Below are 24,481 nucleotides of genomic sequence, written 5' to 3' on the forward strand. Positions count from 1 at the left end.
CAGGGCCTCCGAGGGGAGCGGTGCCAGGTGATCGGACGCGCGCTGAACGGGCGGTACGAGCTCGTCGAGATACTCGGCGTCGGCGGCATGGCCACCGTCTGGCGCGGGGTCGACCACGTGCTGGGCCGTCAGGTGGCCGTCAAGGTCCTCAACGGGGGCCTCGCCGACGACCCGAGGTTCGCCGAGCGCTTCGGCCGGGAGGCGCAGCACGCCGCGATGCTGGTCCACCCGAGGATCGCCATGGTCTTCGACTCCGGCCTGGACCAGGGTTCGCCGTACATCGTGATGGAGCTGGTACAGGGCCGGTCGCTGGCCGTGCTGCTGGCCCAGCACCCGGGGTTGCCGGTCGAGCAGGCGGTCGGGATCGCGGCGGCGGTCTGCGAGGGGCTGGCGCACGCGCACGCGGCGGGCCTGGTGCACCGGGACATCAAGCCCGGCAACATCATGATCACCCACGACGGCGGGGTGAAGGTGGTGGACTTCGGTATCGCCCGCGCGGGCTCCTCGCACAACCTCACCCAGACCGCCTCGGTGCTCGGCACCGCCGCCTACCTGTCGCCGGAGCAGGCCACCGCGAGCCCGCTGGACGGCCGCACCGACCTGTACGCGGTCGGCTGCGTGCTCACCGAGATGCTCACCGGCGCACCGCCGTTCACGGCCGAGACCCCGGTGGCGATCGCCTACAAGCACGTCGGTGAGCTGCCGCTGCCGCCCTCGGTCCGGCGGCCGGGCCTGCCGCCCGCCCTGGACGCGGCGGTGCTGCGGCTGCTCGCCAAGCACCCGGCCGAGCGCCCCGCCGACGCCGCCGCCGCGCGGGCCGAACTGCTGGCCTGCGTCCCGGGGCTGGTGCCCGTCGACCCGACCACCGAGTTGCTCGCCGGGGCCTTCCCCCGGACCGCGCCGCCGCCGGCCGACCAGCGGCACACCACCCTGCTGCCGTCGCAGCCGGTACCGCCGGCGGCCACGTCGGTGATGGCGCCGATCCCGGCCGCCGGTCCGTTCCCGGAGGCCGGGCCGGTGCGGGAGAGCCGCCGCCGGCCGATCGTGCTCGGGGCCCTGGGCCTGGCCGGCGTGGCCGGTGCGGCGATGCTCGCCCTCACCGCCTTCGACGACCCGTCCACTCCCGCCGCCACGCCGTCCACCAGGCCCACCACGACCGCGCCGGTCACCCCGACGCCCACCCCGACGCCCACCCCGACCCCGACGCCGACCCCGACGCCGACGGCCACCACCCCCTCGGCCGCCCCGACCACCCAGCCGCCGCACAACCAGGCCCCGCTGGTGCAGATCAACGCCCTGCGCCAGAGCATCGCGCAGACTCAGATGGAGAAGGACCGGGCCCGCCAGATCGAGCTGCTCCGCACCCTCGACGAGGCCACCGCCCGTCTCAACGAGGGCCGCCCCGACGACGCCGCGAACAAGCTGAAGAGCGCCCAGCGCGCCGTCCGCGACCTCGCCAGGCGCCACGCGATCGAGGGCCCGACCTACCAGAGCTGGAACTCCCGCCTGTCGTCCCTCATCACCTCGCTCAACGCCACCGCCGACCAGGACGACTGACCTCCGCCCACGGGAGGCGCGGCCCGGGCGAACGGGCCGGTCGGGTCAGGTCGGGTCGGGTAGGGCGGCAGGTCGGGTAGGGCGGATCAGGCGCCGAGGAAGCGCTGGAGCTCGTCGAGCAGGTAGTTGGCGCCGGTGCAGCCGATGCCCTGGAACCACAGCTGGTCGTCGACGGGGAAGGCGCGGTGGGCCTTGACGGCCTCCAGGGCCTGCCAGCCGGGGCTCGCGAGGGTGGCGGTGAGGCCGTTGCGCTCCGGGTCGCCGTAGCCGGCGTAGAGGAGCAGGTCGCCGTCGGCCCTGGCGAGCTGGTCCGGCGGGAGCTCCAGGTCGGGCCGGTCGACGTTCTGGGAGTCCGGCCGGGGGAGGCCGACATCGGTGAGGACCGAGCCGGGGAAGCTCTGCCGTGCGTAGAGCCGGATCCCGCCGCCCTCGACGAAGCGGACCAGGCTGACCTTCCGTCCGCCCGCCCTGGCGTTCCCGAGGGCGGCCGTCACCTGGTTGACGTGCCGCTGGTACGAGGCCATGAACGCGGCCGCGGCGTCCTGTCGGCCGAGCGCCTCGGCGTGGGTCTGCAGATTGGCCTTCCAGGGCGCGCCGGTGGTGGCGGTGAGGACGGTCGGGGCGATCGCCCGCAGTTCGTCGTAGCGGCCGCCGTCCCGGGACTGGTTGGACAGGATGAGGTCGGGCCGCAGCGCGCGGACGGCGGCGAGGTCCGGGTCGCCGATCGGCCCGACGACCGCGATCGGGGCGAGCCGGGAGGCGGGCCAGTAGTCGGGCAGGGTCCGGTCCGCCGCCGCCCGGGCCGCGCCGACCGGCGTGATGCCGAGGGTGAGCGCGGAGTCCAGCTCGGCGGTGTCCAGGACGACGACCCGCGCGGGTGCCCCGGGCACGGTGACCGGGCCGGTGGCGGTGACCACGGTGACGCTCGGCTGCGAGGTGGGGGAGGGCGCCTCGGCGGCCGCCGCGAGGTCCATCGGCGGGGGTGCGGCGGGCCGGTCGGTGCAGCCGGTGAGGGCGGCGCCCCCGAGCCCGCCGAGCAGCGCGGTCAGCAGGGTGCGGCGGGTGAGCGGGGACATCGGCACCTCGGGCGGCTCGGACGGCGCGGACGGGTGGAAGGCACGGCAGCGCGTCGATTATGTCCGAATTGGTGCGTAAAACGTGGCTATGCGTCCACGGTGGCCGCCCATGGCGCGCCCGGGACCACCAGCGGCGTGCCGGTCACGGGGTCCGGCACCACCACCGACTCCAGCCCGAACACCTCGCGCACCAGCTCCGCCGTGACCACCTCGGCCGGCGGACCCTGGGCGACGATCCGCCCGTCCTTCATCGCCACCAGGTGGTCGGCGTACCGGGCCGCCTGGTTGAGGTCGTGCAGCACCGCGACGACCGTCCGTCCGCGTTCCACGTTCAGCCGCCGGACCAGGTCCAGCACCTCCACCTGGTGCGCGATGTCCAGGAAGGTGGTCGGCTCGTCGAGCAGCAGGATGTCCGTGCCCTGGGCGAGCGCCATGGCGATCCAGACCCGCTGCCGCTGCCCGCCGGACAGCTCGTCCACGCCGCGTTCGGCCAGCTCGGCGGTCGAGGTGCGCTCCAGCGCCTCGGCGACCGCGGCCTCGTCCTCCGCCGACCACTGCTGCCACCAGCTCTGGTGCGGCTGGCGGCCGCGGGACACCAGGTCGGCGACCGCGATGCCCTCGGGGGCGGAGGGCGACTGCGGCAGCAGCCCGATCCGCCGGGCGATCCGCTTGGTGGGGACGCGGGCCAGCTCCTCGCCGTCCAGCAGCACCGCGCCCCGGGCCGGCTTCAGCAGCCGCCCCAGCGCGCGCAGCAGGGTGGACTTGCCGCAGGCGTTCGGGCCGACGATCACCGTCACCCGGCCGTCCGGGATCCGCAGATCGAGCCCCTCGGCGACGGTGCGGGCCTCGTAGGCGAGGGTCAGGTCCCGCGCCTCCAGGCGGTGGGACACCCGCTTCACGGGACCGGCGGACTCGGTGTCGGGCAGCATCGGGACCTCCACGACTCAGGAACCTCCTCGACGGGAGCGGATCAGCAGCCACATCAGGTACGGCGCGCCGACCAGTCCGGTCACCACGCCGACCGGCAGCTCGACGGGCGCCAGCAGTCGGCGGGCCAGCAGGTCGGCGAGCACCACGACCAGCGCGCCGGTGAGCGCCGAGCAGAACAGCGGGACCTGCGCCGACCGGGCCAGTCGCACGGCGATCTGCGGGGCCATCAGCGCCACGAAGTCCACCGGCCCGGCGGCGCCCGCCGCGCAGGAGGCGAGCACCACGCCGAGCAGGGCCATGCCGAGCCGGATCCGGTCCAGTCGCAGCCCCAGGCCGACGGCGGTGGCGTCGTCGAAGGAGATCGAGCGCCGGGCCCGCGCCGCCCACAGCGCCACCGGCACGGCGGCCAGCAGCACCCAGGAGAGCCAGCCGGCCTGGTCGTACCCGGAGCCGTTCAGGCTGCCGGTCATCCACACCTTGGCGGCCTGCGCCTGGAAGCCGTCGCCCTTGGTCAGGAACACCGAGGTCAGCGAGGAGAGCGCGACCGAGACGCCGATGCCGATCAGCACGAAGCGCTGGGCGTGCAGCCCGCGCCGCCAGGCCAGCAGGTACACCAGCAGCCCGGCCGCCAGCCCGCCCGCGACGGCCGCGTACGGCACCTGGCCGGTGGAACCGACCACCCCGTACGCCAGCAGGCCGACCACGGTGGCGGTGGCGCCCCAGGAGACGCCGACCACGTCCGGGCTGGCCAGCGGATTGCGGGCGACGGTCTGGATCAGCGCCCCGGCCAGCCCGAGCGCGGTGCCGGCCAGCAGTCCGACCACCACCCGGGGCAGCCGGAACTCGCCGACCACCAACTCGTGCGGGCTCGGCTGCCCGAGCACCACCTTCAGCACCTCGCCGGGCGCGACGGTGGACTCGCCCAGGCAGAGCGAGGCGACGACGGTGGCGGCCAGCGCGACCAGCAGGCCGAGCGCGGCGAACACCGAGCGCCGGTGCAGCAGGAAGGAGGCCGGGCCGGCCCGCAGCACGGTGTAGCCGCGCAGGACGACGGTGCTCATGCCGCCACCACCTTCCGCCGCCGGACCAGCGCGACCAGTACCGGGACGCCGACCAGGGCGGTCATCACTCCGGCCGGCACCTCGGAGGGCGGGAACAGCACCCGGCCGAGCGTGTCGGCGAGCAGCAGCAGCGCGGGGCCGAGCACGGCGGAGAGGGCCAGTACCCAGCGGTGGTCGGCACCGGCCACCGCGCGCGCCGCGTGCGGCACGGCCAGTCCGACGAAGGCGACCGGCCCGGCCGCGGCGACCGCCGACCCGGTCAGCACGGTGGCCCCGAGCGCGCCGACCGCCCGGACCGGTCCGGTCCGGGCGCCGAGGCCCTTGGCGGTGTCGTCGCCGAGCGCCAGCGCGTCCAGCCCGCGCGCCACCGAGAGCACCAGCACCGTGCCGACGGCCAGGAACGGCAGCAGCTGCCGGGCGACGTCCGCGTCCCGCCCGGAGAGCGAGCCGACGTGCCAGAACCGGAACTGGTCCATGGCGGCCGCGTCGGTGGTGAGCACCAGGGTGTTGAGGGAGGCGATGAACGCGGAGATCGCCGCGCCGGCCAGCGCCAGCTTGACCGGCGCCGTCCCGCCCCGGCCGCGCCCGGCCAGGCCGTACACCAGGACGGTGGCGAGCACCGCGCCGGCGAAGCCGAACCAGACGTAGCCGGTGAGCGTGGAGACCCCGAACACGGAGATCGCCACCACCACGCCGGCCGCCGCGCCCTGGCTGACGCCGAGGATGCCGGGGTCGGCGATCGGATTGCGGGTGATGCCCTGCATGACGGTGCCGGCCAGGCCGAGCGCCGCGCCGACCGCGAGGCCGACGATCGTGCGCGGCAGCCGCAGTTCGCGGATCACCACGGCGTTGGCGCTGTCCCCGCCGTGCAGCAGGGCGTCGACGGTGTCGCCGAACGGGACGGTGCGGCTGCCGACCGCCAGGCTCAGCAGCACCGCACCGGCCAGCAGGGCCAGCGCGGCGGCGAGCCACAGTATTCGGCGGCGCAGCAGCCGGGCTCTTCCGGGTGCGGTGGTGTCGGTCATGGCTCTCTCTCGCAGATAGCTCAGGCAAACCTAAGTTCCGCGTCGAAGCCGGGGCAAATCCCCCCGCCCGGCACCGGCCCCGGATCCGCCCGGCACCGGCCCCGGATCCGCCCGGCACCGGCCGGGCCGGGCGGATGCCCGGCCGGACCGGTTGGGTAGCCTGACGGCATGCCTGTGACCTCGGACGTCCCGCTGACCGTGGGTTTCGACCTCGACATGACGCTGCTCGACACCCGCCCCGGGATCCGGGCCACCTATCTGGCACTGTCCGCCGAGACCGGCACCGTCATCGACGCCGACCTGGTGGTCACCCGGCTCGGGCCGCCGCTGCTCGACGAGCTGCGCAACTGGTTCCCGGCCGAGGAGCTGGACGCGGTCGCCCACCGCTACCGCACCCTCTACCGGGACCACGCCTTCGCGCCGACGGTCGCCCTGCCGGGCGCCCACGCCGCGCTGGACGCGGTCCGCGCGCACGGCGGCCGGGTCGCGGTCATCACCGGCAAGTACGAGCCGAACGCCCGGCTCCACCTGGAGCACGCCGGTCTGCGCGCGGACGCGCTGGTCGGCGACCTGTGGGCGGAGACCAAGGGCGTGGCCCTGCGCGAGCACGGCGCCACCGTCTACGTCGGCGACCACCTCGGCGACATCCGGGGCGCCAGGCACGCGGACGCGGTGGCGGTGGGGGTGGCGACCGGTCCGTACGGCGCCGAGGAGCTGCTGGCGGCCGGCGCGGACGTGGTGCTGCCCGACCTCACGGCCTTCCCGGCCTGGCTCGACGGGCATCTGGCCACCCGCTGAGGCGCGCGTCGGCGGCCGCCGGCCGCCCGGCGGGTGCGCCGGGCGGGGGGCGTCAGGCGCCGGCGGCGGCGCGGACCCGGCGCCGCTGGGCGCGCGCGGACAGCAGCAGACCGGTCAGCGCCAGCAGGAAGCCGAGCGGCATCAGCATGCTCAGCCAGTAGGCGGCCGTCGGCAGCGGCGTCAGGTGCAGGAACAGCGGCACGAAGGTCACGAGCGTGGCGAGCGCGCCGAGCCCGAAGACGATCGTGCCGGCCTTGACGTAGGCGTCGCTCCGGCCGTCGCCCCGGTCGGCGCTCCGGCCGCTGACGCTGCTCGCGCTGCTCACGGGGTTCTCTCCTCTGCGGCGGGGTTCGCCGCGGCGGCTGTTCCGGCGGCCGTCCCAGTCTCGCAGAGCCGGCCGGGGCGCGGGCGGCCGAGGTGCCGACCGGGCGGTACCGGAACCCTTCGCGGGCGAGCGGTCCCGTCACGTTGCGCAGTTTTCCGGGCGCTGGGAGTTTTGATCCCTGCTGGGCGGGGGTATGCAGGCTGTGCCGAGGGGTGCGATCAGTGCGCCCCGTTCTCTCCGACCGGAGGTGTGAGCCAGTGGACAGCGTCGAGTCGCGTCCGGGTCATGCCGATTCCGGGTCGCGCGCGGCCGTCGGAGCTCCGTACGGAACTTTCGCGGAACGCGGATGAGACAGTGACAGACCGTTAGTCTGCTCCTTACAGTGTGCTGATCGTGCGCGCCCCGCAGGGCGCGTCCCCCAGGGTCGGCACGCTCTCCCACCACCCAGCGATCCCCGGCCAGGGCCGGGATCCCTCATACCCACATCGAGGACTGTTCGAGATGCCCACCGGCCAGGTCAAGTGGTTCAACGAGACGAAGGGCTTCGGCTTCCTGTCGCGCGACGACGGCGGCGATGTCTTCGTCCACACCAAGGCGCTGCCCGCCGGAATCACGTCGCTCAAGCCGGGGCAGCGGGTCGAGTTCGGCGTGGTCGCCGGACACCGCGGCGACCAGGCGATGCAGGTCCAGCTGCTGGAGGCGCTGCCGTCGGTGGCCGCCGCCCAGCGCAAGAGCCCGGACGACATGGCGGCGCTCGTGCAGGACCTCATCACGATGATGGACGCGGTGCTGCCCGGGCTCCAGCACGGCCGCTACCCGGCCAAGCCGGCCGGGCAGAAGCTCGCCGTCCTGCTGCGCGCGGTCGCCGAGCAGTTCGACGTGTGAGTCCGCCGTCCGGCCGTCGACGGCCGGACGGGCGGGCGCTCAGAAGTCCAGCGCGCCCGGGCCGAGCGGAGGGACCAGGCCCTCCGCGGCGGCCCGGGTGAGCAGCGCGCGGACGGCCGCGTGCCCCTCCTCGCCGAGCTCCGCGGTGAACTCGTTGACGTAGAGCGCGATGTGCTGGTCGGCGACGTCCGGGTCCATCTCCTGGGCGTGCTCCAGCACGTACCGGCGGCTGGCCTCCGGGTCGTCCCACGCCTGTCGGACGGAGGCGCGGATCGCCTCGGTGAGCGCCCGCAGCCGCTCCGCGCCGAGCGAGCGCCGGGCGATGATGGCGCCGAGCGGGATCGGCAGACCGGTCTCCCGCTCCCACGCCTCGCCCATGTCGGCCAGGCTGCGCAGACCGTAGTTCCGGTAGGTGAACCGGGCCTCGTGGATGACCAGACCGGCGTCCACCCGGCCGTCCCGCACGGCGGGCATGATCTCGTGGAACGGCAGCACCACGATCCGGCCCAGTCCGCCCGGTACCGCCTTCGCCGCCCACAGCCGGAACAGCAGGTAGGCGGTGGACCGCTCGGAGGGGACGGCGACGGTCTTGCCGCTCAGGTCGTCCCCGCTGTCCGGGCGGGTGAGCACCAGCGGGCCGCAGCCGCGCCCGAGCGCCCCGCCGCAGGGCAGCAGCGTGTACTCGTCCAGCACCCAGGGCAGGGCGGCGTAGCTGACCTTGAGGACGTCCAGCTCGCCGCGCTCGGCCAGGCCGTTGGTGACGTCGATGTCGGCGAAGGTGACCTCGGGGGCGTCCGCGCCCGGGACCAGGCCGTGCGACCAGGCGTGGAAGACGAAGGTGTCGTTGGGACAGGGCGAGTACGCGATGCTCAGCCGTTCAGCCACGGCCGGCCTCCTTCGGGCGGGGCGGGGCCGGCGAGGTCCGGTCCGGCGACTTGTGGTCCGGCGGGTTCTGGCCCGACGAGCTCTGGTCCGGCGGGTTCTGGCGGGGCAGGGCCGGGTAGGGCAGGGCGGCGAAGGCCCGCTCCAGCGCGCCGAGGGCCTCGCCGATCCGCCAGCCGGACCGGTCGCGCGGGCCCACCGCGTTGGAGACGGTGCGCAGCTCGAACGCCGGCACCCCGTGCCGGGCGGCGGCCTCGGCGACCCCGAAGCCCTCCATCGCCTCGGCCACCGCGTCCGGGTGGCGGGCGGTCAGGGCGGCGGCGCGTTCGGCGCTGCCGGTCACGGTGGAGACGGTCAGCACGGCGCCGGTGGCCGGGGTGTCCGTCCCGGCCGCGCGCAGGGCCTCGGCGACCAGCGCCACGACGGCCGGTTCCGGGGTGTGCCGGACGGTCCCGAAGCCCAGCTCGGTCACATCGGCGAAGCCCGTCGGGGTCTCGGCGCCCAGGTCGGCGGCGACGATCGCGTCGGCGACCACGGTGCTGCCGATCGGCGCCCGCGGGGCGAACCCGCCCGCGATCCCGGCGGAGACCACCAGGTCGTAGCGGTCGGCGGCGGACGCGGTGAGCGCGGTCGCGGCGGCGGCCGCGGCGGCGCCCGGGCCGACCCCGCCGGCCAGCACGTCGACCGTCGCACCGGAGGGGTGCGCGACCCGGTCCAGCGCGCCGCCGGGCAGCGGCACCCGGCGGGCCGGGCCGCCGAGGCCGCGCAGCACGGCCTCGGCCTCGGCCGGCACCGCGACGACGACGAGCAGCCGGGCCCGCGCGGGGCCCGACCGCTCGTCGGGAAGTCGTACCGTCACCGGTCGACCGTCAGTCCTGGGTGTTCAGCTCGAAGTACCACACGCCGTAGATCGCGTCCGGCTGCTTCGGGTCGCTCTCGACGACCGTGACCAGGGTCTTGCCGGAGGCGTTGAGCGCCTTGCTGGCCGACACCGAGCCCGAGTAGGTGGCGTCCTTGGCCGCGGTGGCCAGGATGAACCGGCCGCCCTGCGCCTGCCCGCCGCCGTTGGTGTTGGCCCACCAGCCGCGGTCGGCCACGTCGGGGCTGACACCGACGCCGATGCGGTCGCTCATGGTGACGTCGGACTTGGGGAGGGTGCCCTCGTCCAGAGCCTTGCCGGCCTTGTCCTGGCACTCCTCCTGCTGCTGCTCGGTCAGCGGCTTGCCCTCGTTGAAGCAGAAGGGGTCCTTGACCGTGGAGGAGTTGCCGACCACCAGCGTGACGCGGTGGTCGCTGATCTCGTGCTGGCTGGACGCGAAGGCGATGGACCCGCCGACCGTGCCGGCGGCGATGACGACGACGGCGCCGAGGCCGGCGATGACGCGGGTGCTGAGGCTCATGCGTCAGAGGCTACCGGGCTTTGGCGATCACGCTACGCGGGGGTCGGCAACCGCGTGTTGTGCCCGGGCACGGGCCGGGCGGGTCCGAGCGGGAGGCCGTCCGGGCGGGCGGCGGCCCTCACGCCACCCGGGGCGCGGCGCGCCGGTGCCGCACCCCCACCCGCAGCAGCGAGCGCAGCGTCCACAGCAGCACCGCGCCGAGCACGGCGGCGGCCACCGAGAGGCCCAGCGCGCCGTTCAGCGGCAGCAGGATGCCGACCGCGCCGCCCGCCACCCAGGACATCTGGAGCAGCGTCTCCGACCGGGCGAAGGCCGAGGTCCGCACCGACTCGGGCACGTCCCGCTGGATCAGCGCGTCCAGCGACAGCTTGCCCAGCGAGGCCGCCGTCCCGGCCGTCGCGGCCACCGTCACCACGGTGACGGTGCCGTACCAGAGCGCGGCCGCGGCGGTGGCGCAGCCGGCCAGCAGCAGCATCGCGGTGACCGTCATCTCCGGGCCGCGGGGGCGCAGCCAGGAACCGAGCGCCGAACCGATCGCGTTGCCCGTCCCCGCGGCCAGCGCGACCAGGCCGAGCGCCAGGGTCGGCTGGAGGCCGCCGATCGGCTCCTCCCGGAGCAGGAACGCCAGGAACATCACCAGGAAGCCCACCAGCCAGCGCATCGCCGCCATCGCCCGCAGCGCCAGGATCACCGAGGGGCCGACGGTGCGCAGCGAGGCTCTGGGCCGCTGCGCCGCCGCGGCCCCTTCGGCGGGCGCCGCCGCGGGGGCGTTCCGGCCGTGCAGGACGCCGTGGTGGCCCGGCGGGTGCTCCTCGGCGTGCAGCACGGCCCGCTGCTCGCCCTTGGCCGAGTCCACCGTGTGCGGCAGGTGGAAGGCCATCAGGGTGCCCGCGACGAAGACCAGGAAGGCGCCGCGCAGCGGCCAGCCGGGACCGATCAGGTGCAGCAGCCCGCCCACCCCGGCCGCGACCATGGTGGCCAGCAGCCCGGCCAGGGTGACCCGGGAGTTCGCCTTCACCAGCGAGAGCCGGCTCGGCAGCAGCCGGGGCACCACGACGCTGCGCACCACCCCGTACGCCTTGGAGGCGACCAGGACGCCGAGCGCCTCCGGGTAGAGCGCCAGACCGCCGCCGGTCACCACGCCGGCCATGGTCCAGGCGAGCACCGCGCGGGCCAGCATCGACATCGCCATGGCGGCCCGGCGGCCGTGCGGCAGCCGGTCCAGCAGCGGGCCGATCACCGGGGCGAGCAGGGCGAACGGCGCCATGGTGACGAGGAGGTAGAGCGCCACCCGGCCGCGGGCCTCACCGGTCGGGACCGAGAAGAAGATCGTGGAGGCCAGCGCCACGGTGATGAGCATGTCCCCGAAGGCGTTCAGGGCGTGCAGCTCGATCAGCTTGGCCAGCCCCGACTCGCCGGCGCCCTCGGCGGCGGTGGCCCGGCGGATCCGGCGGCCGGTGCCGTGCACCACCTTGCCGGTCCGGGAGCCGGCGGCGGAGGCGGTGCGGACCAGGAAGTTCCGGCGCGGCTCCTCGCCGTCGCCCTCGCTGTCGTCGCTGTTCCTGCCGTCGCCACCGTCGTCGTCGTTGCCCTTGCCGCCGCCGTCGTCCGGCGCGCCCCGGCCGTGCGGGGGGTCCGCGGGGCCGCCGTCCGAGGCCGAGGCGGGCAGTGACGAGGGGTCCACCGGCTGCGGTTCGCCCGCAGCATGGACCGGAGGTTGTTGTCGCGGCACGGCGTTCGCTTCGTCGGGGCTGCCGGCCTGCGAGGCGCGCAGTGCGTGCTGCGACGGTTTCTCGTCCGCCACATGCCCATCCTGCCCCAGAATCGGGACGACGACGCGGGATTCCGCTCCGCGCCGCGCGAGCGGGGGCCGTCGTTCCCGTCCCGGACGCCCCGGATCCACTCCGGAGCGCCCCGGACTGTGCCGGGTGGCCGACCGGCGGGTAGCCTGCCCAGGGTCCGCCCGAGCGCCCGACCGGTGCCGGCGGATCGACCAGCGGCGCGGCCGGTATCCGCGGCAGGCCGCAGTCGCGCAGAATGGACGAGGGAATCCGAGCCGCGACGGAACAGGCAACTCGCCGTGGGCGACAGAAGAAATGGGAGAGAATCGACGCCGTGAGTGCTGCGATGCGAAGCCGTACCCCTGATCGGCTCTGTGCCGAGGCCGTCGAACTCGCCCGTCAGGCCGCCGAGGACGCGGTCGGCGCCGAGACCGTCGGAGCACACCTGGGTGTCCAGGCCGAGGCCGACCGTGTCGTGACCCACACCTTCGAGTGCCTGGACGCGGCCTACCGCGGCTGGCACTGGGCGGTCACCGTGGCGCGAGCCCCGAGGGCCAAGAACGTGACACTGGACGAAGTGGTCCTGCTGCCGGGCGCCGACGCCGTCCTGGCCCCGCAGTGGGTGCCGTGGAGCGAGCGGCTGCGCCCGGGCGACATGGGGCCGGGCGACCTGCTCCCCACCGACGCCGACGATCTGCGACTGGAACCGGGCTGGACCGGCGAGGACGAGCCCGCACCGAATTCCGCGCTGGCCCAGGCCGCGCAGGAGGACGTGCTGGTCAGTGACGACCCGGGGGTCCAGCCGGCCCCGGTCCGGGCCCAGATCAAGGCCCTGGCCGACGAGCTGGGCATGGGCCGCAGCCGGGTGCTCTCCCGACTGGGCCTGCACCTGGCCGCCGACCGCTGGGAGAAGGCCCACGGGTCGCAGACGCCGATGGCGCAGTCCGCCCCGGCCTCCTGCAACAGCTGCGGCTTCCTGATCCCGATCGGCGGCTCGCTGGGCCAGGCGTTCGGGGTCTGCGGCAACGAGTTCGGGCCGGCCGACGGTCAGATCGTCTCGTTCGCCTACGGCTGCGGCGGGCACTCCGAGGCGGCCGTCATCCCGGCCCCGCCGGCTCCGGCCGCGCTGATCCTGGACGAGTTGGTGGTCGAGCCACTGGTGCTGCACCCGGACCGGCTCTCCGGCTCGGTCGAGCCGGACGCCCCGACCGAGGAGCTCGGCCACTCCTGAGCCCCTGAGCACCGTTCGGCGGCCCGCCCCACACGCTGTGGGGCGGGCCGCCGTCGTCCCCGCCCGCGCCCGGGCGCGCCGCCGGGCCAGGGGGCGTGTCCGGGGGCGACCCCGCGGCAGGGAAGAATGCCCCTCCTAGAGCACGACAGGGCGGCGGAAGGTGGCAGGTCCAGTGGAACCTCGGATCATCGGCAGCGGCACGGACGAGCGCCTCGCGGACCCCTTCGGCAGTGCCGAACTGCGCCGCCGGGTGCTGGACGCCTGGGCCGCCTCCCCGGCCCGGTTCCGGGAGGACGCCAACGCCGAGGAGGAACTGGCCCTCGGCGGCTACCGCGACCGGCTGGTCGTCGAACTGGCGCAGAACGCCGCCGACGCGGCCGTCCGGGCCGGGCACGGCCCGGGGCGGCTGCGGCTCACCCTGGCGGACGGCGTGCTGGCCGCCGCGAACACCGGCGCGCCACTGGACGCGGCGGCCGTCGAATCGCTCTCCACCCTGCGGGCCTCCTCCAAGCGCGGCGACCGGGACAGCACCGTCGGCCGGTTCGGGGTCGGCTTCGCCGCCGTCCTCGCGGTCACCGACGAGCCCGCCGTGCTCGGCTCGGCCGGCGGAGTGCGCTGGTCGCTCGGCGAGGCCAGGTCGCTGGCCGAGGCTCAGCCCGCCCTGGACGAGGAACTGCGCCGCCGGGACGGCCACGTGCCGCTGCTGCGGCTGCCGTTCGCCGCCGAGGGGCCCGCGCCCGACGGGTACGACACGGTGGTGGTGCTGCCGCTGCGCGACGCGGCCGCGGAGGACCTCACCCGCCGGCTGCTGGCCGGCATCGACGACGCGCTGCTGCTCACCCTGCCCGGCCTGGCCGAGGTCGTGGTGGAGACCTCGGACGGCACCCGCACCCTGACCCGCTCGGCCGCCGGGCCGGGACCGGACACGGCCCTCCCGGCGCCGACCGGCGGGGTCACCGCGGCGGACGTCGGCGAGGTCACCATCACCGACGACGCCGACGGGCAGCCGCGGCGCACCGTCTGGCAGACCGTCGGGGCGGCCGGCCCGCTCGACGTCGAGCTGCTCACCGACCGTCCCACCGAGGAGCGCGCCCGCCCGTACTGGACCGTGACCTGGGCGGTCCCGGTCTCCGACGGGGGCGCCCCCCAGCGGCCGGCCGTCGCCCCGGTGCTGCACGCGCCCACCCCGAGCGACGAACCGCTGGACCTGCCCGCGCTGCTGATCGCCTCCTACCCGCTGGACTCCACCCGCCGGCACGTCGCCCCCGGGCCCCTCGCCGACTTCCTCACCGAGCGGGCCGCCGACGCCTACGCCGAGCTGCTGCGCGCCCGCGGCGGCGACCTCGGCTCGCTCGGCCTGGTGCCCGGCCCGCTCGGCCGGGGCGCGCTGGACAACGCGCTGCGCGCCGCCGTGCTGTCCCGGCTGCCCGGGACGCCGTTCCTGCCGCACCCGGCCCCGGTCGAGGAGGGCACCCCGGCGCTGCGGCCGCGGGACGCCACCCTGCTGGAGGGCGCGGACGGCTCGGTGGTCGAGGCGCTGGCGCCGATCTTCCCCGGCCTGCTGCCGGCCGGTCTGGAACGCCGCACCGAGCTGCGGGTGCTGAACGTCCGCCGGGTCCCGCTCGCCGAGGTGGTCGACCAGCTGGGCGGTCTGGACCGGGAGCCGGCCTGGTGGCGCAACCTGTACGCGGCGCTCGGCGGCGCCGACCCGGAGGCGCTCGGCGCGCTGCCGGTGCCGCTCGCCGACGGGCGGACGGTCACCGGGCCGCGCCGGGTCCTGCTGCCCTCGGACGCCGCCGACTGGGCGGCCTTCCCCGGCTACCCGGAGGCGCTGGCCGACGCGCTGGCGGTGCTCGACCTGCGGCTCGCCCACCCGGAGGCATCCCACCCGCTGCTGGCCAAGCTGGGCGCGGGCGCGGCCACCCCCGCCGGGGTGCTGGACACGGCCGAGGTGCGGGCCGCCGTCCTGCGCTCCTACGAGCTGGCCGAGGACGACCCGGACGCCGCCGCCGACCTCGCCGAGGCGGTGCTGGCGCTCGTCCGGGCGGCCGCCCCGGCTCCCGGCGAGCACCCGTGGCTGGCCCGGCTGGCCCTGCTCGACGACGAGGGTGAGCCCGCCCGGGCCGGTGAACTCCTGCTCCCCGACAGTCCGTTCGCCGACCTGGCGCGCGAGGACGACGCCGCCTGGGTGGACGACGAGCTGTTGGAGCGCTGGGGCCCCGAAGTGCTCGCCGCGGTCGGCGTGCTCGCGGACTTCGTGCTGGTCCGGGCCGAGGACGTGGTGCTCGACCCGGACGACCTGGAGCGGCTCGACCCCACCGCGCCCGCCGACCGGGCGGCCGGCGGCCACCCCACCGGGCTGATCGACGAGGCCCCGGACGGCCTGGCCGACTGGGCCGAGGACGCGCTGGAGGCGCTGCACGCCGACGAAGGGGACGCGGTGGGAGTCCCGCCGGTCGCCGCCGAACTGCTCGCCGTCCGTGACCTGGACCTGGTGGACGACGACGCGTGGCCGCGGGCGCTGGCCACGCTGGCCCGCCCGCCGTACCGGGACGCCGTGGTCACCCCCGTCCGCACCCTGCTACCGGACGGCTCGTACACCGACCTGCCGCCGTACACCGCCTGGTGGCTGCGGGACCACCCGGTGCTGGACGGCCGCGAGCCCGCCGGGCTGCGCGCCGCCGGCGCGGACCCGCTGCTGCGCGGCCTCTACGACGAGGCCCGCACCACCCTGGACGAGCAGTTCCTGCACGCGCTGGGCGTGCGCACCACGCTGGCCGCGCTGCTCGCCGAGCCGCACGGGCCGGACGAGGTGCTGGACCGGCTGACCGACCCGGACGCCGAGATCGGGCACCGCCAGCTGCACGGCATCCACAGCGCGCTGGCCCGGGTGGGGACGGACCGGCTGGAGGCGCTGGACGTGGTCCGGGCGGTCCCGCCGCTGGACCGCGCCACCGGGCGGAGGCCGGACCGGACCGTGGTGGTGGACGCCACCGAGGCGGTCGTCGCGGACGCCCCCGACCTGGTCGAGCTGCTGCACGACCACCCGCTGCTGCCGGTCGCCCCGGCGCTGGCGGCCGACCTCGCCGAGCGGCTGCACGTGTCGCTGGCCAGCGAGGTGGCCGGCGGGCGGGTGCTCTCCGAGGGCACGCTGCACCGGGTGCCGGCCGTGGTGCGGGAGCTGCTGCCCGGTTGCCCGGTGGCGTACGAGGAGCACGAGGAGCTGCTGGTGGTCGGCCCGGACGGGGAGGAGGCCGCCGTCGGCTGGCGCTGGGACGGCGCGGCGGACACCCCGGAGGCGCCGTACGACCCGGAGTCGGCCGAGGAGGCCGACGAGGACGACGAGTTCGAGCTGCCGCCGGCGCCCGGGCTGCTGCACGCGGCCACCCCGGAGGGGCTGGCGGCGGGCCTGGCCTGGTCGGTCGGGCAGTGGCACCGCCGGTTCGAGGTGCTGGCCGCGCTGAGCGAGCCGGACCGGGCCTACGAGCTGTCGGCGGCCCGGGACTTCGAGGGCTGACGGACGGCGCCGGGGCCGGACGCGCCCGCGTCCGGCCCCGGGGCGTGTCGGGCTCCGGGGTGTCCGGTTCCCGTGCGGGTCGCGTTCCGGGTCGTCGGGCTCCGGGCCGTCAGGTGTCGGGGCGTCCGGTTCCGGCGGGTCAGGACCGGGTGCCGGAGCGGGTCCGGCCGCGCGCGATCAGCCGCAGGTAGAGCGCGAGTGTGCTCAGCACCCAGGTGGCGGTGAGCACCGCCGCCACCGCCTTGGTCAGCAGCGGGCCCGGTTCGATGTCAGCGAGCGCCCCGGCCCCCGCCATCGCCCCGGCCAGCAGCCCGGTGACCAGCAGTCCGCCCAGGAAGGCCGCGAAAGCCTCCAGTTCCCCGCCCCTGCGCCCCATCGTGGCACCCCCGTCGACCGAACCCCGGCGGTTCGTGGCTCAATCATCGATCCGGTGGCGCATGATCCGCCAGACCACTTCCAGCACCAGACCGGCGGTCACCGCGATGCCCACCCCGAGCCACGGGTCCCGGGTGCCGGACAGCGAGAGCTGGAAGAAGTCGGAGAGCCACGGCACGGTCATCACCAGCGCGAAGCCGCCGCACATGGTGGCGATCAGCAGCACCCGCCACCAGTTGTACGGGCGGGCCACGATCGCCAGCACCCAGATGGCGACCAGGAACAGCGTCAGGGTGGCCACGCTGGTGTCCGACTTGAGGTCGGTGGCGTGGTTGGCCCGGGCCAGCGCGTACGCGGTGAAGGTCGCCGTGCCGGCGATGACGCCGCCCGGGATCGCCAGCCGCAGCACCCGGCGCACGAAGCCGGTGCGGGCGCGCTCGTTGTTCGGGGCGAGCGCCAGGAAGAAGGCCGGCACCCCGATCGTCAGGGTCGACAGCACGGTGGAGTGCCGGGGCAGGAACGGGTACGGCGAGTGGGTGAAGATCACCAGCAGGGCCAGCAGCACCGAGTAGACCGTCTTGACCAGGAACAGCCCGGCCACCCGCTCGATGTTGCCGATCACCCGGCGGCCCTCGGCGACCACCGAGGGCATCACCGCGAAGGAGTTGTTCAGCAGCACGATCTGGGCGACCGCCTTGGTCGCGTCGCTGCCGCTGCCCATCGCCACGCCGATGTCCGCGTCCTTGAGCGCCAGCACGTCGTTGACGCCGTCGCCGGTCATCGCCACGGTGTGCCCGCGCGACTGCAGCGCACCGACCAGTTCGCGCTTCTGCTGCGGGGTGACCCGGCCGAAGACGGCGGTGCGCTCGGCGAGGTCGGCCAGCTCCCCCGGGTCGGAGGGCAGGGTGCGGGCGTCCACCGGGTGGTCGGCGCCGGGCAGCCCGAGGTGGGCGGCGACCGCGCCGACCGAGACGGCCGCGTCGCCGGAGATCACCTTCGCCGCGACCTGCTGGCTCTCGAAGTAGCGCAGGGTGTCGGCGGCGTCCTCGCGCAGCCGCTGCTGGAGCACCACCAGGGCGAGCGGACGCAGTCCGGCGGCCGGGTCCGGGGCGTCCAGCGGGACGGGCGAGCGGCCGAGCAGCAGGACCCGCAGACCCTGGGCGCCCAGCTCGTCGACCTCGGCCAGGGCCGGGTGGCCGGCCGGCAGCAGCACGTCGGGGGCGCCGAGCAGCCAGCTGGCCTCGCCGCCGCGCGGCTCCAGCAGCTGGACGCCGCTCCACTTGCGGGCGGAGGAGAACGGCATCGCCTCGATCACCCGCCAGCCGCCCCGGGCCCCGGGGGCTCCGCGGCCGGCCTCGGGGCCGTCACCGTTCAGGTGGGGGGCGTCCGGGTCGGCGTCGTCCGCGTGCCGGTCGTCCGGCTGCCGGGGGCCGCGGCCGGTGGCGCCCCGGCCGTCGCCGTAGGCGTCGATGACAGCCTGCATGGACGCGTTGGGGCGGGCGTCGGCCCCGGCCATCACCGCCAGCGCCTGCTTGACGGTCTCCTCCAGGGTGCCCCGGTCCTCCAGCGCGCCCCGCTCGTCGGTGGCCCCGGCCTCCGCGTCGGCCCCGCCGTCCCCGTTCCCGCCGCCCCGCGCGTCGGCGCCGAGGACCCGCAGGTCCACCAGGTCCATGCCGCCCTCGGTCAGGGTGCCGGTCTTGTCCAGGCAGACGGTGTTCACCCGGGCCAGGCCCTCGATCGCGGGCAGCTCCTGGACCAGGCACTGCTTGCGGCCCAGCCGGATCACCCCGATCGCGAAGGCCACCGAGGTCAGCAGCACCAGGCCCTCGGGCACCATCGGCACGATGCCGGCGATCATCCGGCGCACCGCCTCGCGCCAGTCGCGGCCCTCCACCGCCAGCTGGCTGATGATCAGACCGACCGCGGTCGGGATCAGCAGCCAGGTGATGAACCGCAGGATGCTGTCGATGCCGCTGCGCAGCTCCGACTTCACCAGCGTGAACCGGCTGGCCTCCTCGGCCAGCTGCGCCGCGTACGCCTCGCGCCCGACCTTGGTGGCGGTGAAGGTGCCCGCGCCGGCCACCACGAAGCTGCCGGACATCACCTGGTCGCCGGGCTGCTTGAGGACCGGGTCGGGTTCACCGGTGAGCAGGGACTCGTCGATCTCCAGTCCGTCCGCCTCGGTGACCTCGCCGTCGACGATCACCTTGTCCCCGATGCCGAGCAGCACGGTGTCGTCCAGCACGATCCCGCCGACGGCGATCTGCTGGACCGTGCCGTCCCGGCGGACCTGCGGCTTGGCCTCGCCGATCAGGGCGAGGCTGTCCAGGGTCTTCTTGGCCCGCAGCTCCTGGATGATGCCGATCGCCGTGTTGGCGACGATGACCAGGCCGAAGAGGCCGTCCTGGAGCGGGCCGACGACCAGGATGATCGCGAACATCACGCCGATGATCGCGTTGAAGCGGGTGAAGACGTTGGCCCGGACGATCTCCTTGGTGGAGCGGCTGGAGCGGACCGGGACGTCGTTGACGTCGCCCCGCGCGATCCGTTCGGCCACCTCGGCGGAGGTGAGGCCGCCGCGCCGGCCGGGCAGCAGCCCGAGCGGGTGGGCGCCGTCGGGCTTCTCCCCGGCGGCCGGGGCCGCGGTCGGCCGGTCCTCGGCGGGCTGCGCAGGCTGCGTCATGGCACCGACTCTACGGGCGCCTTTTGTCCGATGCGTGCTACTAAAGGACTATTCAGTCCGACCGGGTGGCCGGGTCCCCGCCGTTGCCGTCCGGGGCCGTGCGCGGGGTCCGGGACGCCGTCCCGTTCGGGCCCGCCGTTCCGGCCGCGTCCGCCTCCGCGGCCCGGCCGCGCGCGATGGCGTCCCGGCGGGCCCGGCAGTACCAGAGGCCGATCAGGCCGAGGCCGCCGCCGGCCAGGCAGATCCACGGCCAGTTGGCGTGGCCGTGGTCGGAGAGGGTCCCCCAGAAGGGGAGCAGGACGACGAACGCCACGAAGCACAGCACTGTCCCGCCGCCGACGATCGCGACGTCATTGGCCTCCAGCGGTGGTGGAGAGGGGTGCGGCGGCGTCTTGGGCATGGGCCCTAGGGTACGGGTGCGGCGGGCGTTCGATCGATTTCCTGTGCGGACTGTCCGGGGTAGATCCGGTCCACTCCGGTCTACGCGCGAAGATAGCGATCGGGCGATCGCGGAACTCATACTTGTCGTTCCGGTTGGCCGCGGCACAGCCAGGACCTCGTGCTTCGTGCCCGTCCGACCGGATCGCCCGGCCACAGTCGCTCGGGCGGCTCCCCCCACTCCTCCGCCCCCACAGAGGACGCAGCATGCCCGTGGCCCAGCCGACCACCGAGTCGCCCGAGCCCGCCCAGCCCGACGCGCCGAAGCCCCCGACCGGCGCCCTGGACCGCTACTTCCGGATCGGAGAGCGCGGCTCCACCCTGCCGCGCGAGATCCGCGGCGGCATCGCCACCTTCTTCACCATGGCCTACATCCTGGTGCTGAACCCGATCATCCTGGCCAGCGCCACGGACATGACCGGCGCCCACCTGGACAGCGCCCAGCTCGTCACCGCCACCGCCCTCACCGCGGGCCTGACCACCCTGCTCATGGGTGTGATCGGCAACGTCCCGATCGGCCTCGCCGCCGGGCTCGGCGTCAACACCATCGTCGCCCTCCAGCTCGCGCCGAAGATGACCTGGCCGGACGCCATGGGCATGGTGGTGCTGGCCGGGTTCGCGATCATGATCCTGGTCGCCACCGGACTGCGCGAGCGGGTGATGAACGCCGTCCCGCTCGGTCTGCGCAAGGCCATCGCGATCGGCATCGGCCTGTTCATCGGTCTGGTCGGTCTGGTCGACTCCGGCTTCGTCACCCGGATGCCCGACGCCGCCCACACCACCGTGCCGCTCCAGCTCGGCACCGGCGGCCACCTGCTCGGCTGGCCGGTCCTGGTCTTCGTGCTCGGCCTGCTGCTGACCCTGGTCCTGATCGTGCGCAAGGTGCCCGGCGCGATCCTGGTCTCCATCGTGGTGATGACCGGCGTCGCCCTCGTCATCGACAAGCTCGCCGACATCCCCGCCCTCGACTGGGGGCTGACCGTCCCGGCCTGGCCCGGCAACCCGGTCGCCGCCCCCGACTTCGGCCTGGTCGGCAAGGTCAGCCTGTTCGGCGGTTTCGAGAAGGTCGGCGTCCTCACCGGCGTGCTCTTCGTCTTCACCGTCCTGATGTCCTGCTTCTTCGACGCGATGGGCACCATCCTCGGCGTGGCCGACGAGGCCCACCTGCTCGACGAGAAGGGCGATCTGCCGGGCATCAACAAGGTGCTGATGATCGACGGCATCGCCACCGCGGCGGGCGGCGCGACCTCCTCCTCCGCGAACACCTGCTTCGTCGAGTCCACCGCGGGTGTCGGCGAGGGGGCCCGCACCGGCTTCGCCTCGGTCGTCACCGGCGCGCTCTTCGTGGTGGCCCTCTTCCTCACCCCGCTGGCCACCATGGTCCCGGCCCAGGCCGCCACCCCCGCGCTGGTAGCGGTCGGCTTCCTGATCCTGGCGAACTCCGTCAAGGACATCGACTGGGCCGATCACACCATCGCGATCCCGGCGTTCCTGACCATGATCATGATGCCGTTCACCTACAGCATCACCAACGGCATCGGCTTCGGCTTCATCGCCTTCTGCGTGCTGCGTCTCGCCGCCGGGCGGGGCCGCGAGGTGCCGGTCGCGATGTACGCGGTCTCGGCGGTCTTCGCCTTCTACTACCTGATGCCCGCCCTCGGCCTCCTCTGACGCCGTTCGCCGGTCGGTCCCGGGCCCTCTCCGTACTGCGGGGAGGGCCCTCGGCTTTCCGTCCTGCAGGTCCGGGGGGAGGGGGCGGTCGGTGGGGTGTTCACGCGCGTCGTCCGCGCGGGGCCGTCCGCACCGGGCCGGTGCTCGCGGCGATGGAGCCGGCGAGGTGCTCGGGGTGCTCCCGGCCGCCTCGGTCCGTTCGATCGGGGCCGGGGTCCGGCTCCGGGGCCGGGTGGCGGGCGCGTCGGTCGGACCCGTCGTCCGACGTGACGGTGCGGGTCCGGTCGGCCGGTCCGGCGGGGGATCAGCCCCAGATGAGGTTGTCGGCCGGTGCGACGACGGTGACCGGCCGGGCCTCGGCACTGGTGACGGTCTGCGTGGTGGTGGTGGCGAGTCCGGCCAGGGCGACGAGGGCGAAGGTGGCGACCGCGGCGGCCTTGGCGATGACGGTGCGGAACATGATGGTGGTCCTCTCGGGCGTGAAGCGGCTGGGTTCCCGGAGGCCGCATCCCGCGGTGACGCCTCCTCCGGTTCGCCGTCCGGGGCCTGGCCCCTTCCGGCTGACACCAGCTTCGTCGCAGCTCAGCCCGGGTGGAAGGGCGGACCGCTGGACGGAAACGGCCCTGGACCGTTCCGGTCAGGGGAGCCGGAAGCGGCCAGCAGCCGGTCGTAGAACGGGGCGACGAGCGGGACGGCGACCCGGTCGGCCCACCAGCCCAGGAGCTCCGGGAGCGATCCCAGCGCGGTCCGGCAGAACACCGTCGCGCGGTTCTCGGCCTCGGCGAGCGAGTCGGTGAGGAGGAACAGGCCGAGCACCGGGTCCGGGGCGGCGTCGCGGTGGAGTACCAGGTGCTCGATCCGGTCCCGTGGGCGCACCAGGGCCGACAGGAGGTCGCGGGCGTCCGGGGGGAGGGCGGCCTCGGGGGCGGAGTGTCGAAGGACGGCGTGCACGAGATACATGGAGTCAAGCGTGCTGAAGCGGGCGATCGGTGTGGAGTGGTTCAACCCGGACACTTCAGGCCCTGGCCGGAAGCGTCCACGGGCGGCCCTGGTGGAGGGCTCGGAGCGTGTGGAAGGATCGCGTGCGCAGCGAACACACATTCGTCATGGGGGAACGGACATGCTGACCGCACTGGGGCTGGACGCTGTCGCGGAGTCCGTCTACCGGACCATGCTGGCCCACCCGGGGGACGGCGTGGCCGCGCTGGCCGAGCGCCTGTCCCTGGCCGAGCCGCAGGTCAGAACCGCCCTCGACCATCTGAGCGAGCTGGCCCTGCTGCGCCCCTCGGCGGAGCGCCCCGGCGCTCTGCGCGCGGTCTCCCCGGACGTCGGGATGGAGATCCTGATGGCGCGGCAGCAGGCCGAGCTGGCCGCCGCGCAGGCCCGGATCGAGGCGTCCCGGGCGGCGGCCGCGCAGCTCATCGCCGACTACGCCGACCTCCGGCCGGAGGCGAGCACCCCGGACATCGAGCAGCTCGTCGGCCTGGACCGGATCCGGGACCGGCTGACCCGGTTCTCCCGGGAGGCGCGCGACGAGATCATGACCTTCGCGCCGGAGGGCGGCCAGAAGCCCGAGAACATCGAGGCCGCCAAGCCGCTCGACCGCGCCCTGGCCGAGCGCGGTGTGCGGATGCGCACCGTCTACCTGGACAGCGTTCGCAACAGCCCGCACACCGTCGAGTACGTGAACTGGCTGGCCTCCATCGGCGGCCAGGTCCGGACCGTGCCCGAGCTGCCGACCCGCATGATCATCGTGGACCGGGCCAGCGCCGTCATCCCGGTGCGCAGCGACGACACCGCGGCCGGCGCCGTCGTGCTGACCGGCCAGGGGATGCTCACCGTGCTCTGCGCGCTGTTCGACAGTGTCTGGGCCGGGGCCGAGACGCTGGGAGGCATCGTCCAGCTCGACCGGAACGGCCTCACCGCCCAGGAGCGCACCGCCCTCGCCCTGCTCGCCGAGGGCCACACCGACGACGCCATCGCCAAGCGGCTGGGCGTCTCCCCGCGCACCGCCCGCCGGATCGCCACCGACCTGATGGAGCGCCTGGAGGCCCGCAGCCGCTTCCAGGCCGGGGCCCGCGCGGCCCAGGCGGGCTGGTTGCGGTAGCGGAGCCCGCCCCTGCACGGGGCGGCCGCGGCGGCGCTCGGTCCTCCTCGGAGAACTCGTGCGTCTCGCGTCGGTACGGCCGCGGGACCGCGGCCGGCCGCACGGGCGTCCAGAGGTCGTCCCGCTCGTTCGGGCCGAGCTCCCCGCCCCGCCGCAGCAGTCGGCGGACGACCTCGTAGTGGTGTCGACGGGCCCTCCCCGCGGTCGGGGGAGGGCCCGTCGCGCCGTCGGGGCGCGGGTCAGTGGACGCAGTACTCGTTGCCCTCGGGGTCCTGCATGACCACCCAGGAGCCGCCCGGTTCGGCGACCTCGCGGAGGGTGGTGGCGCCGAGGGCCTCCAGGCGGGTGACGGTGGCGGCGCGGGCGTCCGGGCCGGGGTGGAGGTCGAGGTGGAGGCGGTTCTTGCCCTGCTTCGGCTCGGGGACGCCCTGGAACAGGATGCGGCGGCCGAGTCCGGTGCCGGAGACCGGCTCGTGCGGGTCCTCCGGGTGGCGGACGGCGGCGAGGGTGAGCCAGGCGTGGCGGCCGTCGACCTCGGTGACCTGGGCCGGGGTGACCGCGCCGGCGGACAGCAGGTTGCCGATCAGGGTGCTGTGGTCCTCGACGGTGTAGTCGAGGGCGGCGCCCCAGAAGGCGGCCTGGCGGTGCGGGTCGGTGGCGTCGATCACGAGCTTCCAGTGCATGGTCATGTAACCGGTTATAGGGGTTGCAGAGCGTTCGGGACAAGGGGCGGCGTCAA

At 75.1% G+C, this 24,481-nt stretch carries 22 protein-coding genes; 7 read left to right on the forward strand and 15 right to left on the reverse strand.

The window, feature by feature from the left end:
• Positions 1–27: 27 nt before the first annotated feature.
• On the forward strand, positions 28–1,557 hold the full coding sequence (locus ACIQ9P_RS19620; protein WP_402357218.1) for a protein kinase: 1,530 nt from the start codon (positions 28–30) through the stop codon (positions 1,555–1,557).
• A gap of 86 nt (positions 1,558–1,643) precedes the next feature.
• Here ACIQ9P_RS19620 and ACIQ9P_RS19625 read toward each other — a convergent pair whose 3' ends face one another.
• From ACIQ9P_RS19625 to ACIQ9P_RS19640, 4 genes are all read right to left on the reverse strand, one after another.
• Positions 1,644–2,633: an ABC transporter substrate-binding protein gene (locus tag ACIQ9P_RS19625; RefSeq protein ID WP_402357221.1), complete on the reverse strand. Its 990-nt coding sequence runs from the start codon at positions 2,631–2,633 to the stop codon at positions 1,644–1,646.
• 86 nt (positions 2,634–2,719) lie between these two features.
• Positions 2,720–3,562: an ABC transporter ATP-binding protein gene (locus ACIQ9P_RS19630; protein ID WP_402357224.1), complete on the reverse strand. Its 843-nt coding sequence runs from the start codon at positions 3,560–3,562 to the stop codon at positions 2,720–2,722.
• 15 nt (positions 3,563–3,577) lie between these two features.
• Entirely contained in the window at positions 3,578–4,624 is a 1,047-nt protein-coding gene (locus tag ACIQ9P_RS19635) for a FecCD family ABC transporter permease (protein WP_402357227.1), read from the reverse strand.
• Positions 4,621–5,649, reverse strand: coding sequence for a FecCD family ABC transporter permease (locus ACIQ9P_RS19640; protein WP_402357230.1), 1,029 nt, complete (start codon positions 5,647–5,649; stop codon positions 4,621–4,623). The genes ACIQ9P_RS19635 and ACIQ9P_RS19640 overlap by 4 nt, the downstream gene beginning before the upstream one ends.
• Positions 5,650–5,817: 168 nt before the next feature.
• Here ACIQ9P_RS19640 and ACIQ9P_RS19645 point away from each other — a divergent pair, with 168 nt between their 5' ends.
• Positions 5,818–6,447 carry an HAD family hydrolase gene (locus ACIQ9P_RS19645; RefSeq protein WP_402357233.1) on the forward strand — a complete coding sequence of 210 codons (630 nt, stop codon included), beginning with the start codon at positions 5,818–5,820 and terminating at the stop codon, positions 6,445–6,447.
• A 52-nt stretch (positions 6,448–6,499) separates the two neighbouring features.
• Here the strand turns inward: ACIQ9P_RS19645 and ACIQ9P_RS19650 are convergent, their stop codons facing one another.
• Entirely contained in the window at positions 6,500–6,772 is a 273-nt protein-coding gene (locus ACIQ9P_RS19650; protein WP_402357235.1) for a hypothetical protein, read from the reverse strand.
• Between the two features lie 501 nt (positions 6,773–7,273).
• Here ACIQ9P_RS19650 and ACIQ9P_RS19655 point away from each other — a divergent pair.
• On the forward strand, positions 7,274–7,657 hold the full coding sequence (locus ACIQ9P_RS19655; protein ID WP_030393600.1) for a cold-shock protein: 384 nt from the start codon (positions 7,274–7,276) through the stop codon (positions 7,655–7,657).
• Positions 7,658–7,696: 39 nt separating this feature from the next.
• On the opposite strand, the gene ACIQ9P_RS19660 is transcribed toward ACIQ9P_RS19655, so the two are convergent.
• The 4 genes from ACIQ9P_RS19660 to ACIQ9P_RS19675 form a co-directional block, all read right to left on the reverse strand.
• On the reverse strand, positions 7,697–8,542 hold the full coding sequence (locus ACIQ9P_RS19660) for a 1,4-dihydroxy-6-naphthoate synthase (protein WP_199925875.1): 846 nt from the start codon (positions 8,540–8,542) through the stop codon (positions 7,697–7,699).
• Positions 8,535–9,398 (reverse strand): futalosine hydrolase, encoded by an 864-nt coding sequence (locus ACIQ9P_RS19665; protein ID WP_402357239.1) that lies wholly within the window; start codon positions 9,396–9,398, stop codon positions 8,535–8,537. Before ACIQ9P_RS19665 ends, ACIQ9P_RS19660 begins: the two co-directional genes overlap by 8 nt.
• 10 nt (positions 9,399–9,408) lie before the next feature.
• Positions 9,409–9,939, reverse strand: a complete 531-nt coding sequence (locus ACIQ9P_RS19670; RefSeq protein ID WP_402357242.1) for a hypothetical protein — start codon at positions 9,937–9,939, stop codon at positions 9,409–9,411.
• 118 nt (positions 9,940–10,057) lie between these two features.
• Positions 10,058–11,452, reverse strand: a complete 1,395-nt coding sequence (locus tag ACIQ9P_RS19675; protein WP_402357995.1) for an MFS transporter — start codon at positions 11,450–11,452, stop codon at positions 10,058–10,060.
• 614 nt (positions 11,453–12,066) lie between these two features.
• Between ACIQ9P_RS19675 and ACIQ9P_RS19680 the strand changes: the two genes are divergently transcribed.
• Together ACIQ9P_RS19680 and ACIQ9P_RS19685 are read left to right on the forward strand one after the other, a co-directional pair.
• On the forward strand, positions 12,067–12,951 hold the full coding sequence (locus ACIQ9P_RS19680) for a DUF3027 domain-containing protein (RefSeq protein ID WP_402357997.1): 885 nt from the start codon (positions 12,067–12,069) through the stop codon (positions 12,949–12,951).
• 172 nt (positions 12,952–13,123) lie between these two features.
• Positions 13,124–16,468 carry a sacsin N-terminal ATP-binding-like domain-containing protein gene (locus ACIQ9P_RS19685; RefSeq protein WP_402357245.1) on the forward strand — a complete coding sequence of 1,115 codons (3,345 nt, stop codon included), beginning with the start codon at positions 13,124–13,126 and terminating at the stop codon, positions 16,466–16,468.
• A gap of 139 nt (positions 16,469–16,607) precedes the next feature.
• Here the strand turns inward: ACIQ9P_RS19685 and ACIQ9P_RS19690 are convergent, their stop codons facing one another.
• Genes ACIQ9P_RS19690 through ACIQ9P_RS19700 form a run of 3 tightly spaced genes read right to left on the reverse strand, consistent with a single transcriptional unit; the run spans position 16,608 to position 19,926 of the window.
• On the reverse strand, positions 16,608–16,844 hold the full coding sequence (locus ACIQ9P_RS19690) for a hypothetical protein (protein WP_402357248.1): 237 nt from the start codon (positions 16,842–16,844) through the stop codon (positions 16,608–16,610).
• 39 nt (positions 16,845–16,883) lie between these two features.
• Entirely contained in the window at positions 16,884–19,526 is a 2,643-nt protein-coding gene (locus ACIQ9P_RS19695) for an HAD-IC family P-type ATPase (protein ID WP_402357251.1), read from the reverse strand.
• 52 nt (positions 19,527–19,578) lie between these two features.
• Positions 19,579–19,926, reverse strand: coding sequence for a DUF2530 domain-containing protein (locus tag ACIQ9P_RS19700; protein ID WP_402357254.1), 348 nt, complete (start codon positions 19,924–19,926; stop codon positions 19,579–19,581).
• 245 nt (positions 19,927–20,171) lie between these two features.
• On the opposite strand from ACIQ9P_RS19700, the gene ACIQ9P_RS19705 reads away from it, so the two are divergent.
• Positions 20,172–21,635, forward strand: coding sequence for an NCS2 family permease (locus ACIQ9P_RS19705; RefSeq protein WP_402357257.1), 1,464 nt, complete (start codon positions 20,172–20,174; stop codon positions 21,633–21,635).
• Between the two features lie 304 nt (positions 21,636–21,939).
• Here ACIQ9P_RS19705 and ACIQ9P_RS19710 read toward each other — a convergent pair whose 3' ends face one another.
• Both ACIQ9P_RS19710 and ACIQ9P_RS19715 read right to left on the reverse strand, forming a co-directional pair.
• Positions 21,940–22,095, reverse strand: coding sequence for a hypothetical protein (locus tag ACIQ9P_RS19710; RefSeq protein ID WP_402357260.1), 156 nt, complete (start codon positions 22,093–22,095; stop codon positions 21,940–21,942).
• A gap of 122 nt (positions 22,096–22,217) precedes the next feature.
• Complete coding sequence (locus tag ACIQ9P_RS19715) at positions 22,218–22,595, reverse strand: hypothetical protein (RefSeq protein WP_402357263.1); 378 nt, start codon at positions 22,593–22,595, stop codon at positions 22,218–22,220.
• Positions 22,596–22,755: 160 nt separating this feature from the next.
• On the opposite strand from ACIQ9P_RS19715, the gene ACIQ9P_RS19720 reads away from it, so the two are divergent.
• The gene (locus tag ACIQ9P_RS19720) at positions 22,756–23,742 is read left to right on the forward strand and encodes a LuxR C-terminal-related transcriptional regulator (RefSeq protein ID WP_402357266.1); all 987 of its coding nucleotides are present in this window, start codon (positions 22,756–22,758) and stop codon (positions 23,740–23,742) included.
• A gap of 239 nt (positions 23,743–23,981) precedes the next feature.
• On the opposite strand, the gene ACIQ9P_RS19725 is transcribed toward ACIQ9P_RS19720, so the two are convergent.
• A complete protein-coding gene (locus ACIQ9P_RS19725) occupies positions 23,982–24,425 on the reverse strand; it encodes a VOC family protein (RefSeq protein WP_402357999.1) in 444 nt (147 codons plus the stop codon).
• Between the last annotated feature and the right edge of the window lie 56 nt (positions 24,426–24,481).

Source organism: Kitasatospora sp. NPDC094019 (assembly GCF_044764505.1).
Lineage (GTDB): Bacteria > Actinomycetota > Actinomycetes > Streptomycetales > Streptomycetaceae > Kitasatospora.

What these genes read in the sequence shown, in the direction of transcription:
- ACIQ9P_RS19625 (WP_402357221.1), bottom strand. Translation starts at nt 2,633, where the DNA reads ATGTCCCCGCTCACCCGCCGCACCCTGCTGACCGCGCTGCTCGGCGGG.
- ACIQ9P_RS19630 (WP_402357224.1), bottom strand. Translation starts at nt 3,562, where the DNA reads ATGCTGCCCGACACCGAGTCCGCCGGTCCCGTGAAGCGGGTGTCCCAC.
- ACIQ9P_RS19635 (WP_402357227.1), bottom strand. Translation starts at nt 4,624, where the DNA reads ATGAGCACCGTCGTCCTGCGCGGCTACACCGTGCTGCGGGCCGGCCCG.
- ACIQ9P_RS19640 (WP_402357230.1), bottom strand. Translation starts at nt 5,649, where the DNA reads ATGACCGACACCACCGCACCCGGAAGAGCCCGGCTGCTGCGCCGCCGA.
- ACIQ9P_RS19645 (WP_402357233.1), top strand. Translation starts at nt 5,818, where the DNA reads ATGCCTGTGACCTCGGACGTCCCGCTGACCGTGGGTTTCGACCTCGAC.
- ACIQ9P_RS19655 (WP_030393600.1), top strand. Translation starts at nt 7,274, where the DNA reads ATGCCCACCGGCCAGGTCAAGTGGTTCAACGAGACGAAGGGCTTCGGC.
- ACIQ9P_RS19670 (WP_402357242.1), bottom strand. Translation starts at nt 9,939, where the DNA reads ATGAGCCTCAGCACCCGCGTCATCGCCGGCCTCGGCGCCGTCGTCGTC.
- ACIQ9P_RS19680 (WP_402357997.1), top strand. Translation starts at nt 12,067, where the DNA reads ATGCGAAGCCGTACCCCTGATCGGCTCTGTGCCGAGGCCGTCGAACTC.
- ACIQ9P_RS19690 (WP_402357248.1), bottom strand. Translation starts at nt 16,844, where the DNA reads ATGGGGCGCAGGGGCGGGGAACTGGAGGCTTTCGCGGCCTTCCTGGGC.
- ACIQ9P_RS19695 (WP_402357251.1), bottom strand. Translation starts at nt 19,526, where the DNA reads ATGACGCAGCCTGCGCAGCCCGCCGAGGACCGGCCGACCGCGGCCCCG.
- ACIQ9P_RS19700 (WP_402357254.1), bottom strand. Translation starts at nt 19,926, where the DNA reads ATGCCCAAGACGCCGCCGCACCCCTCTCCACCACCGCTGGAGGCCAAT.
- ACIQ9P_RS19705 (WP_402357257.1), top strand. Translation starts at nt 20,172, where the DNA reads ATGCCCGTGGCCCAGCCGACCACCGAGTCGCCCGAGCCCGCCCAGCCC.
- ACIQ9P_RS19710 (WP_402357260.1), bottom strand. Translation starts at nt 22,095, where the DNA reads ATGTTCCGCACCGTCATCGCCAAGGCCGCCGCGGTCGCCACCTTCGCC.
- ACIQ9P_RS19715 (WP_402357263.1), bottom strand. Translation starts at nt 22,595, where the DNA reads ATGTATCTCGTGCACGCCGTCCTTCGACACTCCGCCCCCGAGGCCGCC.
- ACIQ9P_RS19720 (WP_402357266.1), top strand. Translation starts at nt 22,756, where the DNA reads ATGCTGACCGCACTGGGGCTGGACGCTGTCGCGGAGTCCGTCTACCGG.
- ACIQ9P_RS19725 (WP_402357999.1), bottom strand. Translation starts at nt 24,425, where the DNA reads ATGCACTGGAAGCTCGTGATCGACGCCACCGACCCGCACCGCCAGGCC.